This window comes from Streptomyces hygroscopicus subsp. hygroscopicus (genome assembly GCF_001553455.1).
GTDB lineage: Bacteria > Actinomycetota > Actinomycetes > Streptomycetales > Streptomycetaceae > Streptomyces > Streptomyces hygroscopicus.
This window is the reverse complement of sequence record NZ_BBOX01000230.1, coordinates 1-18,847: the sequence shown is the minus strand read 5'-3', so window position 1 is coordinate 18,847 and position 18,847 is coordinate 1. Positions and strand designations below refer to the sequence as shown.

At 72.5% G+C, this 18,847-nt stretch carries 14 protein-coding genes and 1 pseudogene; 9 read left to right on the top strand and 6 right to left on the bottom strand.

The window, feature by feature from the left end; all coding sequences use genetic code 11:
* Positions 1–1,468, bottom strand: a 1,468-nt coding sequence (locus AXW62_RS41295) for a helix-turn-helix domain-containing protein (RefSeq protein ID WP_060946219.1), incomplete at its 3' end; no start/stop codon positions are given.
* 287 nt (positions 1,469–1,755) lie between these two features.
* Here AXW62_RS41295 and AXW62_RS23305 point away from each other — a divergent pair.
* Complete coding sequence (locus AXW62_RS23305; protein ID WP_060946218.1) at positions 1,756–2,118, top strand: DUF1330 domain-containing protein; 363 nt, start codon at positions 1,756–1,758, stop codon at positions 2,116–2,118.
* A 202-nt stretch (positions 2,119–2,320) separates the two neighbouring features.
* Here AXW62_RS23305 and AXW62_RS23300 read toward each other — a convergent pair whose 3' ends face one another.
* Complete coding sequence (locus AXW62_RS23300) at positions 2,321–4,201, bottom strand: gamma-glutamyltransferase family protein (protein ID WP_060946217.1); 1,881 nt, start codon at positions 4,199–4,201, stop codon at positions 2,321–2,323.
* A 642-nt stretch (positions 4,202–4,843) separates the two neighbouring features.
* Here AXW62_RS23300 and AXW62_RS23295 point away from each other — a divergent pair.
* Positions 4,844–5,674, top strand: a complete 831-nt coding sequence (locus AXW62_RS23295; protein ID WP_306305065.1) for a calcium-binding protein — start codon at positions 4,844–4,846, stop codon at positions 5,672–5,674.
* A gap of 53 nt (positions 5,675–5,727) precedes the next feature.
* Here the strand turns inward: AXW62_RS23295 and AXW62_RS23290 are convergent, their stop codons facing one another.
* A complete protein-coding gene (locus AXW62_RS23290; RefSeq protein WP_060946216.1) occupies positions 5,728–6,867 on the bottom strand; it encodes a substrate-binding domain-containing protein in 1,140 nt (379 codons plus the stop codon).
* Between the two features lie 802 nt (positions 6,868–7,669).
* Between AXW62_RS23290 and AXW62_RS23285 the strand changes: the two genes are divergently transcribed.
* From AXW62_RS23285 to AXW62_RS23260, 5 genes are all read left to right on the top strand, one after another.
* A complete protein-coding gene (locus AXW62_RS23285) occupies positions 7,670–10,444 on the top strand; it encodes an ATP-binding protein (RefSeq protein WP_063817639.1) in 2,775 nt (924 codons plus the stop codon).
* Complete coding sequence (locus AXW62_RS23280) at positions 10,425–10,895, top strand: roadblock/LC7 domain-containing protein (protein WP_030822228.1); 471 nt, start codon at positions 10,425–10,427, stop codon at positions 10,893–10,895. Before AXW62_RS23285 ends, AXW62_RS23280 begins: the two co-directional genes overlap by 20 nt.
* 356 nt (positions 10,896–11,251) lie before the next feature.
* The gene (locus tag AXW62_RS23270; RefSeq protein WP_060946214.1) at positions 11,252–11,653 is read left to right on the top strand and encodes a DUF742 domain-containing protein; all 402 of its coding nucleotides are present in this window, start codon (positions 11,252–11,254) and stop codon (positions 11,651–11,653) included.
* Positions 11,580–12,245 (top strand): GTP-binding protein, encoded by a 666-nt coding sequence (locus AXW62_RS23265; RefSeq protein WP_060946213.1) that lies wholly within the window; start codon positions 11,580–11,582, stop codon positions 12,243–12,245. Before AXW62_RS23270 ends, AXW62_RS23265 begins: the two co-directional genes overlap by 74 nt.
* 132 nt (positions 12,246–12,377) lie before the next feature.
* A complete protein-coding gene (locus tag AXW62_RS23260) occupies positions 12,378–13,586 on the top strand; it encodes a cytochrome P450 (RefSeq protein ID WP_244502770.1) in 1,209 nt (402 codons plus the stop codon).
* Positions 13,587–13,780: 194 nt separating this feature from the next.
* Here AXW62_RS23260 and AXW62_RS23255 read toward each other — a convergent pair whose 3' ends face one another.
* Positions 13,781–14,071 carry a hypothetical protein gene (locus tag AXW62_RS23255; RefSeq protein ID WP_060946220.1) on the bottom strand — a complete coding sequence of 97 codons (291 nt, stop codon included), beginning with the start codon at positions 14,069–14,071 and terminating at the stop codon, positions 13,781–13,783.
* Positions 14,072–14,146: 75 nt separating this feature from the next.
* Between AXW62_RS23255 and AXW62_RS23250 the strand changes: the two genes are divergently transcribed.
* A complete protein-coding gene (locus AXW62_RS23250) occupies positions 14,147–16,306 on the top strand; it encodes a P-loop NTPase fold protein (RefSeq protein ID WP_159060941.1) in 2,160 nt (719 codons plus the stop codon).
* A gap of 97 nt (positions 16,307–16,403) precedes the next feature.
* Here the strand turns inward: AXW62_RS23250 and AXW62_RS47195 are convergent, their stop codons facing one another.
* The gene (locus AXW62_RS47195; RefSeq protein WP_079115750.1) at positions 16,404–17,105 is read right to left on the bottom strand and encodes a TetR/AcrR family transcriptional regulator C-terminal domain-containing protein; all 702 of its coding nucleotides are present in this window, start codon (positions 17,103–17,105) and stop codon (positions 16,404–16,406) included.
* Positions 17,100–17,327: pseudogene (locus tag AXW62_RS47470) on the bottom strand (TetR family transcriptional regulator); the annotation flags it as partial. The gene AXW62_RS47195 and the pseudogene AXW62_RS47470, both read right to left, overlap by 6 nt.
* Positions 17,328–17,448: 121 nt before the next feature.
* Between AXW62_RS47470 and AXW62_RS23240 the strand changes: the two are divergent.
* Positions 17,449–18,573, top strand: coding sequence for an FAD-dependent oxidoreductase (locus tag AXW62_RS23240; RefSeq protein WP_060946210.1), 1,125 nt, complete (start codon positions 17,449–17,451; stop codon positions 18,571–18,573).
* Positions 18,574–18,847: the final 274 nt, after the last annotated feature.

Below are 18,847 nucleotides of genomic sequence, written 5' to 3'. Positions count from 1 at the left end.
GGGCGAGGGCCGCCGCGGCCTGGGGCGCGGTGTACAGCCGCAGCGCCAGCCAGGCGGCCGACTGCGCGGCCAGGCTGCGGCTGACCGGCACGCCCAGCAGCTCGTCGAGATGGCGGACGCGGGCGGCGAGCGTATTGCGGTGGATCTTCAGATGGCGGCTGGCCGCCCCGCCGAAGCTGAGCCATGAGCCCAGCGTGCCCAGCAACTCCTGCGGGCCGGGGTCGGCGCGGCGGGCCGGTGCGTACCGCAGACAGGGCGCCAGCAGCTCGCTCGCCCACCGGTACCCGGCCGGGCCCGCCAGCACGGTGACATCCAGATCGCCGCCGAACGCGGCGCGGCGTTCGGGCGCGTTACGGGCCACCGCCAGCGCGTGGATCGCCTGCTCGTAGGCGGTCGGCGTGTCCCGCAGCGCCACCCGCTCGCTCACCCCGACCCGGCTCTCCGGCACCAGACGGACGATCAGCCGGTCCAGCGACACGCGGGGCGGCCGGGGCGGGCCGCCGCCCACGGTGGCCGGGTCGGTTCCGCCGGCTGGGGCGCCCACGGTGGCGGGGGCGTCCACGGCGCCCACGGTGGCCGGGGTGGCCGGGGCGGTTCCGTCGGCTGGGTGGGTTCCGGTAGCTGGGTGGGTCGCGTCGGCCGGGTGGGTTCCGTCGGTCGGGGCAGTCGTGGGGGCCGGGCCGGTCACGGTGGACGCGTCCGTTCCGGTGGACGTGTCCGTCCCGGTGGACGCCTCCGTCCCGGCGGCCGGATCCGTTGCGTCGGCCGGGCCGGTCCCGCCGGGCGGGCCCGTCTCGGGCGGTACGAGCGCGATGACGTGGTTGGGGCGCACCGGACACGGCACGATCCACGCCCCGCCCCCGGCCTCCCGGTCGATCCGCCGGGCGATCTCGCGCCGCCGGGGTTGCGGACACTCGATCACATACACCTGGATCACCCCGGGCAGCGCCGGCCGGAGCGCCCCGGCGATCCGCTGCGCGGCAGGCACACTGCCGACCATCAGCAGATGCAGCACCGCCTCCCGGCTGTGCCCCTCGGCGGACTCGATCCGGCGGCGGGCCCGCTCCGCCTGCTCCAGCCGCCAGCACAGGGCGAGGGTGCGGGCGGCGTCGGCGAGCAGCGTCCCGCAGTGCGGATCGTCCGGCCCGACGACGGCGAGATACGTCCTCGGGTCGGTGTCGAGCGCGATCAGATGCACCGGCCGCCCCTCGGCCCCGCCCAGTACGGCGGACGGCGCCCCCCGACGCCGCAGCTCGGCGACGGCGTCGGCGGCGGCCCGTGCCACCGCGGGGTCGCGCTCCCCCTCCGGCCCGGCCAGCACCCGGCCCGTGTCCCTGACCAGCACGGCCGGGCCCCCGGTGCGCCGGGTCAGCCAACCGAGCATGGCCCGTACCGCCCCGGGCCTGGTGGACAGCCGGGCGAGGGCGAGGATGTCGTCGGCACGCAGGTCGGAGGACGAAGCGGGCATGAAACAGCACATTAGTTCCGATCGCCTGGTTTTCCGAAGGGGGCCCGGCGGCCATGACGTCGCGGGTAATCGACGTCCGTGCGGGTGCGCGGCAGGCTGGTCCGTGTCCGCCGGAGACGCGGAACGCGTTCACCGGAGATGCCGGTCCGTCCCTGGAGATGCCGGTCCGTTCACCGGAGACGCTGCTCCGTCCCCGAAGGCGCCGGTCCGTTCACCGGAGACGGGGAACGCGTCCGCCCGAGACGCCGGATTCATCCGGCGATCAGCTTCCAACGTCTGGAGGAGCCATGCCCGCCGCCTATGGGCTCGCGCATCTGCGCGGCCGCAGCCCGCACCCCGACGTCATCGAGTACCTGGAGCGGATCCAGGCCACCCTCGACCCCTTCCACGGCCGTTTCCTCATCCACGGCGGCACGCTGGAGGTGGTCGAGGGGGAGTGGCCGGGCAGTGTGGTGCTGATCGAGTTCCCGGGCGGGATGGCGGACGCCCGCACCTGGTACGAGTCGCCCGCTTATCAGGACATCCTGCGGCTGCGCACCGACCACATCGAAGGCGATGTCGTCCTCGTCGAGGGCGTCGGCCCCGGCTACGACCCGCTGGAGCGCGCCGCGAAGCTCCGGGCCGCCGACCCCGGCGGCTACCGGCGCTAGCGGCGCGTACGTCCCAAGCGCGTACGTCCCAAGCGCGTACGTCCCAAGCGCGTACGTCCCAAGCGCGTACGTCCCAAGCGCGTACGTCCCAAGCGCGTACGTCCCAAGCGCGTACGTCCCAAGCGCGTACGTCCCAAGCGCGTACGTCCCAAGCCCGTACGTCCCAAGCCCGTACGCCGCGAACGCGCACTCCCCAAGGCGGTCAGCGGCCCACCGCGTAGCCCTGCGCGCCGCGCGGGTTGGCGGCGGCCAGCAGGACGCCCGTCTCCGGGTCGCGGGCGACGGCGCACAGGCGGCCCTCCGACCAGGGTTCGCCGACCACGACGTCGTGGCCGCGGCGGCGGAGTTCCGCTACCACGGGTTCGCCGATGCGGGACTCCACGACCACCCGGCCCGCCGTCATGGCACGCGGGTGGAAGGAGCCGGGGAAGGACTCCTGGTGCCAGTTGGGGGCGTCGATGGCGCCCTGGAGATCCAGCCCGGAGCGCACCGGGGCGCGCAGCGCGACACCGAGGAAGAAGTGGGTGCTCCACTGGTCCTGCTGGTCGCCGCCGGGGGTACCGAAGGCCATGACCGGGGTGTCGCCGCGCAGCGCCAGTGACGGGGTGAGCGTGGTGCGGGGGCGGCGGCCGGGGGTGAGGGAGTTGGGCAGGCCGGGGTCCAGCCAGGTCATCTGGAGCCGGGTGCCGAGCGGAAAGCCCAGCGCGGGGATGACGGGGTTGGACTGGAGCCAGCCGCCGCTGGGCGTGGCCGCGACCATGTTGCCCCAGCGGTCCACGACATCGAGGTGGCAGGTGTCGCCGCGGGTCACCCCGTCCCGGTCGACGGCCGGATCGGCGGCGGCCGGGTCGCCGTGCGCCGGTCCCCCCAGCCCCAGGCCCAGGTCCCCGCCGCCGACCGTCGGCTCCCCGCCGCCCGGCCCGGCGGCCGGGCCGTCCGCCCCGGAGGCCGCGCGGGCCACCGCGGCCAGCGCCTGCTTGCTCAGGCGCGGCGTACGGCCCCCGGGGTGGCCGGGGCGCAGCTCGTACGAGGCCCGTTCGCCGATCAGCGCCCGCCGCTCGTCGTTGTACGGACGCGAGAGCAACTCCGTGAGCGGCACGTCGGCGGCGTCCCCGTACCACGCCTCGCGGTCGGCCATGGCGAGCTTGCCGCCCTCGATCAGGGTGTGCAGGAAGTCGGGCGTGCCCAGGTCGGCCGCGCTCAGCCCGTCCGGCAGCAGGGCGAGTTGCTGGAGCAGCACCGGCCCCTGGCTCCAGGGCCCGGCCTTGCACACCGTCCAGCCGTTCCAGGAGTGGCGGACCGGCGCCTCGTACGTGGCCTCGAAGGCCGCCAGGTCGTCCCCGGTGAGCGTCCCGGCGTGGCGCTGCCCGGACGAGTCCATCGCGGGCCGGGCCGCCGCGTCCGCCAGCTCCTCGGCGATGAACCCTTCGCGCCAGACCCGGCGGGCCGCCTCGATCTGTGCCTCGCGCCCCGGCCCGGCCGCCTCCGCCTCGGCGATCAGCCGCCGCCAGGTGGCGGCCAGCGCGGGGTTGGTGAGCAGCCGTCCGGCGACGGGGGACGTCCCGTCCGGCAGATACAGCTCGGCCGAGGTCGTCCACTCGGTCTCGAACAACTCCCGGACCGTCTCCACCGTCTCCCCGATCCGCTCGACCGCGGGATGGCCGTGCTCGGCGTAGCCGATCGCGTACCGCAGCACCTCGGCGAGCCGCTTCGTCCCGTGGTCGCGCAGCAGCACCATCCAGGCGTCGAACGCGCCGGGCACCGCCGCCGCGAGCGGGCCGGTGCCCGGGACGAGGTCGAGACCCAGCGCCGTGTAGTGGTCGATGGTCGCCCCGGCGGGGGCCGGGCCCTGTCCGCACAGCACGGTGGGTTCGCCGCCCGCCGGGGCGAGGATGATCGGCACTTCCCCGGCGGGCCCGTTCAGGTGCGGCTCGACCACGTGCAGGACGAACCCGGCGGCCACGGCCGCGTCGAAGGCGTTGCCGCCGTCCTCCAGGACGGCCATGGCGGACTGCGAGGCCAGCCAGTGGGTCGAGGACACCATGCCGTGGGTGCCCTGGAGCGTGGGTCGGGTGGTGAACATCGCGCAGCGTCTCCTACGGGGTGCGGGTGGTGGACGCTCAGGGGGCCGAGGCGTCCGGGGCGGTGCCGTTGTCCGCCACCAGATGGCAGGAGACCTGTCGGCCGCCGCCTCCCGCAAGCCCCGGGCCTACGGATGGCTGAGCCTCGCCCCGAGCGCGTGCCGCAGGACGCGCGGCGGCGGACGGTACGTGGCGGCGTACGGCACGTGGCGGCGGGCAGCACCCCGTGGCAAACGGTGCCCCTGCGGCAGACGGCGCCCCGCAGCAGGCGGCGCCCCCGCAGCAGGCGGCGCCCGGCGGCGGGAACTCTAGGCCGGGTCGCGCGGCCCCGTGCCGCCCGGTCACCGCCACCGTTTCCGTCAATTCCTCGGTGAACAAAGGGTTAAGCGGTCCGGAAAAAGCGGTTACGGAGATGGGGATGTTTCTCCGCCGCGGCCCGCAAATAATGCGGCGGCCTGCTCCTGTGCCGAACTAGGGGATTTCCGGGGCAACCGCGATCGGCGATGCGCGGTCTAACGGGTCGCTCGGAAACAGTGAATCGCCGACCGCGGTGACGGCGGGGGCGATTGACGCGGCATCTTTCCACCGGCCTGATCGACACCGATTCCACGAAGGGGCGCCTCCCCATGCGCATGTACCGGACCATGGCTGCTACAGCCACCCTCGCCCTCGCCCTGGCGGGAGCCGCGTTCGCGGCCCCCGCCGCCCAGGCGGCCACGACGACCAGTGGTTCCCTCGTCCTCGCCGACGACGGCGAACTCTGGTACAAGGCCGCCCCGGGACAGACGAACAACCTGACGGTCTCCGAGAAGATCGAACAGCGGGGCGAATTCGAGTACTACTACATCCTCACCTTCCGCGATAAGGGTGCTATCACCATCAGCGCGCAGGCAGCGCAGCACAACGAGTGCGCCTACCCTTCCGCGGCCGATCACACCGCTGCCCGGTGTGCGGTGCTGATGCCCCAGAACTCCGATGACTCGGATATCTACGACGTCGACCTCGGCGACGGCGACGACACCGCGAAGATCGACGCCGGCAGCGACGCGTACGCCGGAATTCACGGCGGCCCCGGTGACGACGTCCTCCAGGGCAGCGCCGCGGACGTGTTCTACGGCGAGGGCGGCGACGACCACATCGACGGTGGCGGCGGTGTCATGGGCTTCGGCGCCTTCGGCGGCGACGGCGACGACACCATCACCAACTGCACGTACGAATGCCACGGTGGCGCCGGGAACGACACCATTACCGGAAACTCCGAGGACAACCTGCTGTACGGGGACGACGGAAACGACATCCTGCGCGGCGGCAAGGGCGACGACGAACTCTACGGCGGCAAGGGCAACGACCGGCTGTTCGGCGAGGCGGGCAACGACAAGCTCTGGGGCAACAGCGGCGACGACGTGCTGTGGGGCGGGCCGGGTACGGACACCCTCTCCGGCGGTCCGGGCCGCAACCAGGTCCACCAGGACTGACCGGTCACGGCGCGGGCCGGGGTACGGGCTCCCTCACCCCGTGCCCCGGCCGGCTACTTCCCCCAGATCTTGCGGTAAGCCTGCCGATACCCCTCGGAGTCCCAGGACAGCGCACCGCCGCTGTTGGCGTCGGTGGCGATGTGGACCGGGGAGACGTATCCGCTGGCGGGCTCGCCCGCGAAGGCGCGGTTGAACTCGTCGACGATCTGCCAGCCGTGTTCGGAGAGGGGCTCGGGCACCGTGGCGGCCTGGTACTGCTTGCCGTTGACGCGCTGGAAGGCCGACGGGTCGCCGTCTCCCGCGCCGATGTTGAACGGGGCGCCCGCGCCGTCCTTGCCCGCGGCGCGCAGGGCGGAGGCGGCGTGGCGGAAGTACAGGTCGTTGATGGCGGCCGAGTACGTCCACTGGTCGCCATAGCGGGAGAGCAGTGAGCGGACCTCCCCGACGGCGCGTTTGCTGACCTCGGGGATCGGGATGTTCCGGTAGCTGAGCACCTTGACGTCGGAGCAGGCGGCCAGCTCCTTCTTGATCAGGTCGGATTTGCGTTTCGCGAAGGCAACCGTGGCATCGGTGAACAGCACCACTCCCGCCCGGCCGTTGGACCGGGCGATGATCCAGTCGGCGCTGATCCTCGCGACGTCCTCGACCCGGGTCGAGACGTTGGTGAAGAGTTCGGGACGCCCGTCCGGGCCGGGGGTCGGGGCGGCGTGCCAGCCGACCACCGGAATGCCCGCCGCCTTGGCCTTCTTGATCTCGTCCGGGACGCTCTCTGGGCCGAGACCGGCGATGACGATGCCGTCGGGCTTGAGGTCGAGGGCCTGCTTGAAGGCGGAGCGGTAACCGGCGGGCGTGCCCCTGCCGTTGAGCGTGCGCACGCTCCACCGGACGAGCTTGGCGGCTTCCTGGACGCCCTGGGCGACGCCGGTGGGACCGGGGTTGGACAGGTCGTGGGCGATGAAGACCAGGCGCTTGCCGTGAGCCGCCGCCTCCGGCCCGGTGGTGGGGCCCGTCCAGGGCGCGTCGACGGCCTCCGCCTTCTTGACCGCCTGCTTGGCCCGCGCCAGGGCCGTGGGGCAGCCGGGCTCGGCGGAGGCCCGGTGGGACGCGGTGGTGGCGGCGCCGGGCTCGCAGCCGGTGGCGGCCACGGCCAGCAGCGCGGTGGCCGTCAGGGCCGCCTTGCGGGTGGGGTGCACGGGTCTCCTCGCAGGGCACGGGGGTACGGAGGGTACGCGGGTACGTGAGTTACGGGGGAACGGGGGTACGGAGGGCGGGGGTACGGGAGTTGCGGGGGTACGGAGGGTACGGGGTGGGAGCCGGGGAACGGGTCCGGGGATGAGCCGGGGTGGGGGAGACAGGTTACGGGTGGCGGTGCCGTGCGGTGCAGCCCCCTTCGTCATGTGCGGTGCCGCGCGAGGCGGCTGTTGGGCGTGTGCGGTGTCGCGTAGGGCGGCTGTTGGGCGTGCGGTGCCGCGCGGGGCGAGGCGGCTGTTGGGCGTGTGCGGTGCCGTGCGAGGGCGGTCCCCTCGGGCCCGTACGGGGATCGCGTGGGGTGGCCGTTGGGCGTGTGCGGTGCCGTGCGAGGGCGGTTCCCCCGGGCCCGTACGGGGACCGTGCGGGGCGACCGCCCTGTCGGCAGGGGCGCCCCCCGCCGTACACAGTCGTGAACAAGCCAGGCCCCGTGACGCCCCGGCTCTCCACCCTTTGCGCACCGGGCGGACACCTCGCGGACACCGGCCGCGCCGTCGGCGGGGCACCGGGCGATGCGGAGATGACCTAAACCCAGCAAAGCGTGGATATTCCGTGATCGTTGAGGGGGCATGCCTTGCGCGAGTGCGCACAGGCGGTAGTGTTCACGGCCGGTTGGGTGTGTGGCGCAATCCCGTCGCTCATATTCCGGCATGAAACGCCCTGCGCCGACTCCCGCTTCCGGTCGTCGGCGATCGGCGACAACAACACCTCGGTCACCGCACAGGAGCACATCGAAGGAGGACCTGGGTGTCTGTGGACACAGCGGACCCGCCACTCGAACAGGACCCGTCCGGGCGTGCGCCGCTGCGCCCGAGGTCCCGTCGCGCGGTGGGCGCCCCCGGGGCCCTCCTCGACCGCTGGCCGTTCCGGCGGAAGCTCAACGTCCTGGTGATCGTGCCCCTAACGGTCGTCGGCGTGCTCCTCGGCCTCGCCGTCCACAGCGAGGTGCAGCAGGCCCGGGACGCCGCCCGGACCGCCCGGCTGGTGCGCGACAGCGGCCAGGTCGCCCGGCTGATCAACGACATCCAGGCCGAACACCGGCAGGCGCTGCTGCTGTCCGTCCTGCAGGATGCGGTCCGCCCGGGGGCCACCCTCCCGTCGACCGCCGATTACCGCCGGGCGCAGCGGTCCACCGACGAGCGGGCCACCGCCGTGCGTTCCGCGTTCGGAGCGGACCTGCCGAAGGAGGAGGCGCGGGCCCTCGACTACGTCCAGCGCCTGAGCGTGCTGCGGGACAAGGTGGAACGGGGCTCGGTGCCCGCCGCCGGGATCGACCCCGCGTACGCCGCCGCCGTCGGGTATCTCATCGACGGCATCGGGCTCGACCACTTCTCCGGCTCCCCCTCGTCCTCCGCCGTCGAGCTGGTCGACACCGTGCTGCGGGCCGACGCCGCCCACGCGGCCTTCGAGGGCGGGGTGTTCTCCGCCCAGACCCGGGACGCCAACGCCCTCACCGAGTACACCCGCGCGGTCGGCGCCCACCGGGTCTTCGAGGAGCAGTCGGAACGTTTCGCCAGAATCGCCGACCCCGATCAGGTCCTGCGCCTCGACGGCATCGAGCGGCACGCCGAGGAGAACGGCTTCGAGGACCGGTTCGCCCAGCTCAAGATCGACCCCAGCTCCCTGCAGGGCCAGTCGACGCGGGAGCTGCGCACGGCGATGGCCGCGGGCACCCGGCAGGCCGGGGCCCGCCTCGAGATCACCCGCTCGCTGATCGACCAGATCGCCGACCGGGCCGACGGCCTCTCCCAGGACGCCCTGCACAAGGCGCTGGCCCTGCTCGCCCTCGCGGTCCTCGGCTTCGCCGCCTGGCTGGGCTTCTCCATCCTGGTCCGGCGGTCGGTCGTACGCCCCCTGGCGGCCCTGACCGGCGCCGCCCACCAGGTGGTCGAGGTCGCGGGCGAGGAGCTCGCCAAGGTCGAGGACGACGACGCGACCGACAGCACCCCGCTGCGTCCCCGGCCGATCCCCGTCCCGGTGCGCGACGAGATCGGCGCTCTGGCCGAGGCGTTCAACCAGGTACAGGTCACCGCCGCGGCGCTGCTGGAGCGCCAGGTGCTCAGCCGGCGCAACGTCGGCGAGATGTTCGGCAACGTCGGCCGCCGGGTCAGCAACCTGACCACCCGGCAGCTCAGCCTGATCGACGCCGTCGAACGCGAGGAGACCGATCCCGGCCTCCTGGAGCGGCTCTACCGCATCGACCACATCGCCGTACGCCTCCAGCGCAACGCCGACAGCCTGATGCTGCTCGCCGGGATCCGGGAGACCGAGCTGGACGCCCGGCCGACCAGCCTGGCCAACGTCATCCGGGCGGCGCTCGGCCAGATCGAGGGGTACCAGCGGGTGTCCCTGCGGGCCGAGACCGAGGTCACCGTCGCCCCCGACATCACCGGCGACCTCACGCTGATGCTCGCCGAACTGCTGGAGAACGCGGTCGAGTTCTCCCCGTCCGACACCCCCGTCGAGGTCGTCGTCCGGCCCGGCACCGACGTCAGCGCGGAGGGCGGTGCGCTGGTCGAGGTCATCGACCACGGGCTCGGCATGGGGGCGGAACGCCTGGCGGAGGAGAACGCCCGGCTGGTCCGCCGCGAGCGGCTCGACCTCGTACCGACCAAGGTGCTCGGCCTCTTCGTGGTCGGAAGTCTCGCCCGGCGCTGGGGCCTCCGGGTCACCCTGAGCCGTACGCCGGGCGGCGGGGTCACCGGCAGCGTGTGGATTCCGGCGCCGCTGCTGCTTGAGCTCAGTCCGTTGGAGAAACCGGCACCGGCGCTGGCGCCTGGCTCATCGTCGGGCTCCGATTCCGATTCCGGTTCGGGCTCCGATTCCGGTTCCGGTTCGGTCCCGGGCCCGGGTTCCGGTTCGGGCTCGGCGTCGGTCATGGGGCCGGTCGCGGTGTCGGGTTCGGGTTCCGGTTCGGGGCCGGTCGCGGCGTCGGCGGAACGCCCGGCGGGGTCCGGGCCGGAGTCCGGCGCCCCCGTACCCGCCGCCACGCCCCTGCCCGTACTCGCCTCCACCACCGCACCCGAGCGGCACCCGGCGGCGCCGACGACGGGGACCGGTCTGCCCCGCCGCCTCCCGACCGCGGCCCGTACGAGCACGGAGTCGGCCCGTACGGACGCGGATTCGGCCCGTACGGGCGCGGAGTCGGTGCGGACACCGCACGAGCCCAGCGCGGAGAAGAACCCGGACGCGGCGCACGAGCCGAACGTGGCGAAGGCGCACGAGCCCGGCGCGGGAAAGGTGCCGAACGCGCCGAGCGCCGGTACGGCCGCCCCCGCCTCCCGCCCGCTGCGCCGCCGCGTCCGGGGCGCGACGCTCGACAAGACCACCTCACCGGCCGACCGGGCGATCCCGGCCGTCCGCGGGCCCGTGGACGCCGACGCGGTCCGTTCCGAACTCGACGCGTTCGAGGCCGCCGTACGCAGGGCGGAGCAGGACAGCGCCGCCACCCAGGCCGAACCCACGCCATCCACACATCAGCGACCCCGGAAGGAGTCGGGAAGTGACCACGCCGACAGATAAGAGCGGTTCCGCTGAGCCGGAAACCACCGATCTGCGAGCCGCCGCGGCCGACTTCACCTGGCTGCTCGACCGGTTCGCCACCCAGACCGCCGGGGTCGTGGACGCCATCGCGGTGTCCTCCGACGGCCTGCTGATCGCCGTCTCCCAGCTGAGCGAACGGGCCGACTCCGAGCGGCTCGCCGCGATCGTGTCCGGTGTCACGAGCCTGGCCGCCGGGGCGTCCGGCAACTACGGCCTCGGCGGCCTGAACAAGGTCATCATCGATCTGGAGGGCGGCCATGTGCTGGTGTCGTCCATCGGCTGCGGTGCCGTCCTCGGCGTGGTGACCACGAACGAGGCGAAGCTGGGCAACGTCGCGTACGAGATGACCCTCTTCGCCAACCGGGCCGGGGCCGCGCTCACTCCTCAGCTCGTCATGGAGCTGAAGAGAAGCGCCGGGTCGGTCGGCTGACGGGTCGCGCGGCGCAGTCAGGAGGGGGCGAGATGGTCGCCGGTGAACCAGTACCGCGGGAGACGGCCCCGCACGGGGCGGGGGACAGCGCCCGGGACGCCCCGGGACGTCCCGAAGCGGCCGACCAGTCGCCGGAGCCGACAGGCCCCGCGGAACCGGCCGAGCCCGTCGAGCAACCGGAGCCCGTCGAACAACCGGAGTCCATCGAGCCCCCCGAGCCCGTTGGCCAGCGCGAACCCGTTGGCCGACCCGCGCCCGACAAGCACCCGGCGCCCGAAGAGCACCCGGCGCCCGAAAAGCCATCCGAGCCCGTCGAACAACCCCCGCCCGCCAGGCAATCCGCACCCCCCGAGCCGATGGGCCGCGCTCCCGCCGTCCGCCCGTTCCTGCTGACCGCCGGCCGGGTGTCCGGGAGCGGCGCCGCGCCACCGCTCCCGGTCGAGACCCAGGTCGTGGCGACGCCGGACGGGCTGTCCGCCCTCAGATCGCTCACCTTCGAACGCCGCGACATCGTCGCCGCCTGCCGTCGCCCGCAGTCGGTGGCGGAGCTGGCCGCCCGGTTGCGTCTGCACCTCAACGTGGTGCGGGTCCTGGCGGAGGACCTGTGCACCGCCGGGCAGCTGGCGGTCCACGTCCCGGACACCGGGACGGTCCACGACATCTCCGTACTGCGAAGGGTTATCGATGGTCTCCGTGCCGTCCCCGACTCCCGGGGCTCCCTCCCCGACTCCCGGGGCTCACTCCGCGACAGCGGTTGAACAGCCGCCGCTGCCGGTCAAGCTGGTCATCGCCGGTGGTTTCGGGGTCGGCAAGACGACGGCCGTGGGCTCGATCTCCGAGATCCGGCCGCTGACCACGGAGGCGGTGATCACGGAGGTCGCGGCGGGCGTGGACGACCTCACGCACACCCCCGCCAAGACCACCACCACGGTCGCCATGGACTTCGGCGTCATCACCATCGACCCGACGCTGAAGCTCTACCTGTTCGGCACGCCGGGCCAGGAACGCTTCGGTTTCATGTGGGACGACGTGGTCGAGGGCGCCCTCGGCGGTCTGGTGATCGTGGACACCCGCCGCCTGGACGACTGCTACGCCGCGGTGGACTACTTCGAGCACAAGGACATCCCGTTCGCCGTCGCCGTGAACGCCTTCGACGGCGAGGTGCAGCACGACCTCGACGAGGTCCGCTGGGCCCTGGACATCTCCGACCCCGTCCCCCTGATCGTCTTCGACGCCCGCGAGACGGGTTCGGTCCGCGACGCCCTCCTGGTCGTCCTCGACGTGGCCCTCTCCCGCGCCGAATCCGCCCAGCCCGGACCTATCGCAGGCGGCGGCGTCCAACGGCCGTAGTACACCGGCCACATGACCGGCGGTCGCGCAATCGGGCCCCGGCCCCGACCACCGTCCGTCGGCCACTTTGACGTGAATCCATGTGTGGTGAGTAACTGTTCGCCGCACGTCGTACATCTCAGGAGGCGCTCTGTGGGCGAAGCGGAAGTGGCGGACGGGACGAAAGCGGAAGGCGGGGAAGCGCGCTGCCCGCTGGGCGACTTTCCGTTCGAGCCGGAGCACCCCCTGGCGCCCCCGAAGGAGTGGGCGGCGCTGCGGGCGGAGGGGTGTCCGGTGCCGGAGCTGACGCTGCGCTCGAGCGGGGCCCCGGTGCGGGTGTTGACGCGGTACGCGGACGTGCACGCGATGCTGTCCGATCCGCGCTTCTCACGGGAGGTGAGCCACGCGGAGTCGGGCGGCAGCGGCACCCGCGAACAGCACCAGCGCTGGCGGCAGTTGCTGAGCCACGCGCTCACCACCCAGCGGGTCGCCGAACTCCGCCCCCGGATCACGGCCATCGCGCATGCCCTGGTGGACGCGATGGAGGCCGGGCCGAACCCGGCCGACCTCGTGGCGGCCTTCGCCTATCCGCTGCCGGTGCGGGTGCTCGGTGCCCTGCTGGGCGTACCGGAGGAGGACTGGGACCGTCTCACGTACTGGTCGGGCGCGCTGCTCGCCCTGGACGGCCAGGACGAACAGGAGATCCGCACCGCACGCGAGGACCTCCTGGCGTACCTGGGCGAGCATGTGGCCCGGAAGCGGCGGGAACCGGGTGACGACCTGATCAGCGCACTGATCGCGATCACCGACGCCGCCGACCGCCGCCTGCCCGACGGCGTCCTGGTCCAGATCGCGCAGGGGCTGGTCGTCTCCGGCCACGAGACGACGTCCGGCGCGATCGCGAAGCTCGTCCCGGTCCTGCTCGACGAGCGGTCCCGCTGGCAGCGGCTGCTGGACGACCGGTCGCTGATCCGCACGGCCGTCGAGGAACTGCTGCGCTTCGACGTCAACCGGGGTCCGGGCATGCCGCGTTACCTCACGGAGGACGTCGAACTGGGCGGCGAGGTGATCCCGAAGGGCAGTACGACCCTGTCGGTCATCGACGCCGCCAACCGCGACGAGCGGATGTTCCCCGACCCGGACGAGCTGGACCTGAGCCGTTCCCCCAACCGGCACCTCTCCTTCGGCGCGGGCTCGCACTACTGCCTCGGCCAGGCGCTGGCCCGTACCGAACTACAGGTCACCCTGGAGGTGCTGCTGGAGCGGCTGCCCGGTCTCGCCCTGGCGATCCCGTCGGCCGGGCTGGTGCGGCGCGGGGGACTGCTCACGGACGCCTTCGAACAGGTCCCGGTGGCGTGGTAGCCAGGCGAAGCACGAGCGCAGGTACGAACCGGCACCACTAGGCGATACGGTCTCGCGGTCTCGCCGCCTCCCGGCCTCGCGGACGGCTCCCTCCGGAGCCGTCCGTCGCGTGTCGCGTCCGTGGTGTCCGTGGCGTCTGGCGTCCGTCACGTCCGTGGCGTCTGGTGCGTGCCGCGTCCGTCGCGTCTGGTGCGTCAGGCGCCGAGGGCGAAGAGGAGGGCGGTGGTCCCGGCGCATCCGATGGCGCCGAGGGCCGTTCCGGCGACGGCGGCCCACAGCCGCCCGGTGCCGCGACGGGCGTGGTGGACACCCATCGCGCCGAGCGCGATGGCGAGGGCTCCGGCGAGGATCGCCCACGGCAGCGTGACGAGCACCAACGAGGGCACCCACGCGCCCAGGGCGGCGAAGGCGCCGAGGACCAGCGCGGTGAGCCCCAGCGCGACGGCGGGTGAGTCACTGCCGCCGGACACGGTCGGTTCGGACATGACCTGCTCCCCGTAGAACCGGTTCACATGCTGTGATGATCGTACCGACCGGGGCGATGCTATGGGGGTGCGGCGGTGGAGCCGGAGCCGAGGGGATACGTCTGGAGCCGCCCCGAAGACGGGGCGATCTATCGAGAGGCCGTCGGCAGGCTCCAAGCGGAGGACACCGTGCTCCAGGGCTACCTGGCGGCACCCCATGTGCCGGAGGTGGACGAGCGGCGGTTGACGGCGGAATTCCACGGCGCCCGGTTCGTCAGGGACGTACTCGCCTCGGGCTTCCGCGAGTACGAGGACTACCAGGACGCCGTGGAGCAGCGCGATGTCGCGGCTGCCCGGTACCACCGGTCCCGGTGGTCACCAGGACGGCCGCTCTTGCTGGTCCGGCTGGCCACACTGCACTGGCAGGTCGCCTTCATGCGCCGTCAGTGGGAGCGGTCCTTGCGGACCACCCTCACCGGCTGTGTCAGGCCGGTGCTCAGACGCATGATCGGGGACGGCCACGACACCCTGCTGGTCACTCCCGACCTTCTCGGCCTCATCGAGGTCCACGACCTGCGCTATGTCGTTCCGCACCGGGAGCAGCGCAACCTCGCCACGAAGATGGGGCTGATGGCCGGCGGGACCATCGCGATCTCGGGGCCGCGAGGAGTGGGTAAATCCACCCTGCTCAGGGCCCAGGCGCAGAAATGGGCCGACAGGGATCTCGTGGTGCCTGTCCAGATCCCCGCCGCCTACGTGCCGCAGGAATTCCTGCTCTCCCTGTTTCAGCAGGTATGCGAAAAATTCATCGCCCGGCACGGGACCGCGGCCGATGCGTCGTACCTCTTCCTGGTGAAACTGCGCAAGCACATCCTGATGAGGCTGCGCAGAGTGTTCCCGTTCTGGGCTCGCCTCCTGGCCGGACTGGTCCTTCTGTCCGTCGCGCTGGCACCGGCCGCACAAGCGCTGCGAGAGGCGGTGAAAGGCGACGTCCAGCAGCGGCTGACGCGCTTCTGGGACGGCGCCGGCGGATATCTCACCCACCTCTGGGAACACCACGTCTGGTGGACGCGGGTGCCGCTGGCTCTGCTCGGCCTCGGCGTGCTGGCCTCGCTGCCGAGGTGGCAGAAGAACTCACCACTCCTCAAGGAGTGTGTCAACTACCTTTACCTTCTCCGGACCGCGCAGAGCACCAGCCTGGCGACCAGTACGGGATTGACACCCTTGGCCGCCGCGAACGTGTCGGCCAACCGCACGACGACGCTCTCGTCGCGTGCGCTCACCTTTCCCGAACTGGTCGGGCATTTCCGGGACCTGCTCGAGCGCATGGCGAAAGCGGGGAAGAGCGGAGACGGAAACCAGGACGGCGAGCGTCGCATATTCATCATCATCGATGAGGTGGACCGTATCGGCACGGCAGAGCAGGCGCGGCTGCTGCTGGCCGAGATCAAGGCGGTGTTCGGCATCCCGAATGTGTATTTCCTCATCTCCGTCGCCGAGGACGTAGGAGCGGACTTCGTCCGCCGGGGACTCCCGGCCCGGGACGTCATCGACAGTTCACTGGACGACGTCGTCCATATCGAGCCGCGGACCCTGGCGGAGTCGCACGACATACTGGACAACCGGGTTCCCGGCCTGACCACGCCCTTCATCGCCCTCGCGCATTGCCTTTCCGGGGGCATCACACGAGACCTGATCCGGTACACCCGCAGGATGGTCACGATCCCCGAGCGCCTGGGCCGCGGCGGAGGGCGGTTGCCGGAGATCGCCCGCGAACTGCTCCTGAGCGAACTCCTGGAAACACTGGCAGGCTTCCGGGTGTCGCTCGGCCGGACCGACTGCCCAGCGGACTGGGCCCCGCAGCTGGACGACGCCCGCTCGACCATCCTGCTCCTGCGCGAACGCTCCGAGCCCGGCCAGAGGTCGGTCCTGCGCGGGGCCATCCAGCGCCTGGCCGACACGACCGGTGCCCCCACGGGGCCGGGGCCCGCCCCGACCGGCCCCCAGGACGGCCAACCGCAATGGGATCAGCTCGGGGCGTACAGCGACTTCGTGCTGACGCTGCTCGACTTCTTCACCCGGGAGGAACCCTTTCCCGGCAGCGTGGACATCGAGCGCAAAGGGGCTGACGGAGATCTGCAGCGGCTCGCCGAAGCACGTTTCGAACTGGCCGCGTCACCGGCTGTGGCACGTCTCGTGCTGAGGCGGTTCCGCGAGGCGTGGGGGATGCCGTACGTACGTACGGACCCGCACTGACGGCTGGGCCCCGTCGGCTCAGGTGGCGGTGCGGCGCACACCTCTTGGGCACACCTCTTGGGCACGCCTCTTCGGTACCCCTCTTCGGCACGCCTCTTCACCGGGCAGGCAGGGAGGCGGTGATGCCGGAGAGGATGAGATCGACCCCGGCGAGGAACTGCTCGCGGTCGTCGTGCCCGCGCAGTTGGCCCGCGACGGCCCGGGTGAACGGGTAGTCGTCGGGATCGAGCTGCTCCCATGCCGTGGACGCGGCGTCGAGGAACCGGGCGCGGTCCACCTCGGGCCCGAGCGTGCGGGCGCTCGCGGCGTTCGTGGCGTTCTGGCCCGCGGCGCCGAGGATGTAGTGCATCAACGCCGAGGTCGCCGCGAACCAGCTGCTCTCGGGCACGCCGAGCGCGCGGATCTGACGACCGACGCTTTCGAAGATCCGTGGCGCCACCGTCTCCCAGAGGCTGTGGGAGAGCTGCGTCATGAGCTGCGAGGCGAGCCACGGGTGTTCCTCGATCGCGTCGAACAGGCCGAGCGCGACGGCACGGATCCCGTCCTGCGGTGAGCCCGCGGCCCCGGCGGCCTCGATGGCCTCGGCGGGTCCGGCGGACTCGTGGGACTTAGTGGGCTCGATGGCCTCGGGGGACTCGGCGGATTCGGCGGGTCCGGCGGCCTCAGCGGATTCGGCGGACCCGGCAGACTCGGGAGACTTGGCGGCCTCGGCGTGCCCGGCGGCCTCGGCGTGCCCGGCGGCCTCAGCGGGTCCGGCGGCCTCAGCGGGTCCGGCGGACGCGGCGTGCCCGGCGGCCAGCGCGGCGGCGACGACGGCGTCGGTCGCGGCGCCGAGCAGCTCGCCCTTGTTCGCCACATGCCAATAGATCGCCCCGGGCCCGGTGGCGAGGCGCTCGGTCAGCGCCCGGAACGTCAGCCCGCTCTCGCCGGCCGCGTCGAGCAGTTCGATGGCGGCCTCGACGATGCGCTCGCGGGAGAGCGCCTCTGTGCGCCGCTGTGACCGGCGCGTCCGCGTTGCCATGCGGCCATCTTGACATGCCTGGAGCGCCGTTCCAACATGGAGCGCCGTTCCAATGTTGGAACGGCATACCAGAGAGGCTGGCCGGGCCCCACCGAGCGGCCTCGATCGCGAAGGATTCACGATGCGCACTCCCGTGACGATCATCGGCGCCGGACTCAGCGGCCTCACCCTCGCCCGCGTCCTCCACGTCCACGGCATCCCGGCCACGGTCTACGAGGCCGAGCCTTCACCGACGGCGCGCTCGCAGGGCGGCATGCTCGACATCCACGACTACAACGGCCAACTGGCCCTGCGGGCGGCCGGCCTGATGGACGAGTTCCGCGGCCTCATCCTGGAGGGCCGCCAGGCCATGCGGATCCTCGACCGGAACGGCACCGTCCTGTTCCACGAACCCGACGACGGCACGGGCGGACGCCCCGAGGTGCAGCGCGGCGAACTACGACAGATGTTGCTCGACTCGCTCCCGGCCGGCACCGTCCGGTGGGGGTACAAGGTCAGCAGCGTCCGTGCCCTCGGCGGGGGCCGCCACGAGGTGACGTTCGCCGACGGCGGCACCGTCGTCACCAGCCTGCTGGTCGGCGCGGACGGCGCGTGGTCACGGGTCCGGCCGCTGCTCTCCGCCGCCACACCCGAGTACGTCGGCCGGTCGTTCGTCGAGACCTGGCTGTTCGACAGCGAAACCCGGCACCCGGCCGCCGCGAAGACGGTCGGCGGCGGGTCGATGCTCGCGCTCGCGCCGGGCAAGGGGATCCAGGCCCACCGGGAAAAGGGCGAAACCCTGCACACCTATGTGGCGCTCACCAAGCCGCAGGACTGGTTCGCCGCCATCGATTTCACCGATGCCGCCGCGGCCACCGCCCGGATCGCACGGGAGTTCGACGGCTGGGCGCCGGAGCTCACCGCGCTGATCACCGACAGCGACACCGCGCCGGTCCTGCGCCTGCTCAACGCACTGCCGATCGGGCACCGATGGGACCGGGTGCCCGGGGTGACCCTGGTCGGCGACGCCGCCCACCTCTCGGCCCCGAACGGCGAAGGCGCCAACCTGGCCATGCTCGACGGCGCCGAACTCGGCAAGGCCCTCGCCGCGCACCCCGACGACACCGAGGCCGCCCTCACCGAGTACGAGCAGGCCATGTTCCCCCGCGGCACCGAAGCCGCCACCGAAGGAGTCGAAGGCTACGAACTCATGTTCGGCGACAACGCACCCCACAGCCTGATCACCGCGTTCGCCGAACACGAGTAGCTGCGGCAGAGTGCCCAGCCATGCTCTTACCTCGGGTTCGATTTCGATGGCGTACGGTCGCTCCACCGTTGGCAGCGTAGGCCGGAGACCGGAGACCGGAGACCGGAGACCGGAGACCGGAGACCGGAGAACGACGCGACGTCGAGCGGCGGTCATCCGATCGGATGCCGGGGCAGTGGGCTTTTAGCCCTCCGCCGGTGCCACCCCGACCGGGCAGCTCACGCCCGTGCCGCCGAGCCTGTGTTGCCATGTGCCCCCGGTGCCCGTCTAGAGG

What these genes read in the sequence shown, in the direction of transcription:
- AXW62_RS23305 (WP_060946218.1), top strand. Translation starts at nt 1,756, where the DNA reads ATGCCCGCCGCCTATGGGCTCGCGCATCTGCGCGGCCGCAGCCCGCAC.
- AXW62_RS23300 (WP_060946217.1), bottom strand. Translation starts at nt 4,201, where the DNA reads ATGTTCACCACCCGACCCACGCTCCAGGGCACCCACGGCATGGTGTCC.
- AXW62_RS23295 (WP_306305065.1), top strand. Translation starts at nt 4,844, where the DNA reads ATGGCTGCTACAGCCACCCTCGCCCTCGCCCTGGCGGGAGCCGCGTTC.
- AXW62_RS23270 (WP_060946214.1), top strand. Translation starts at nt 11,252, where the DNA reads ATGGGCCGCGCTCCCGCCGTCCGCCCGTTCCTGCTGACCGCCGGCCGG.
- AXW62_RS23265 (WP_060946213.1), top strand. Translation starts at nt 11,580, where the DNA reads ATGGTCTCCGTGCCGTCCCCGACTCCCGGGGCTCCCTCCCCGACTCCC.
- AXW62_RS23255 (WP_060946220.1), bottom strand. Translation starts at nt 14,071, where the DNA reads ATGTCCGAACCGACCGTGTCCGGCGGCAGTGACTCACCCGCCGTCGCG.
- AXW62_RS23240 (WP_060946210.1), top strand. Translation starts at nt 17,449, where the DNA reads ATGCGCACTCCCGTGACGATCATCGGCGCCGGACTCAGCGGCCTCACC.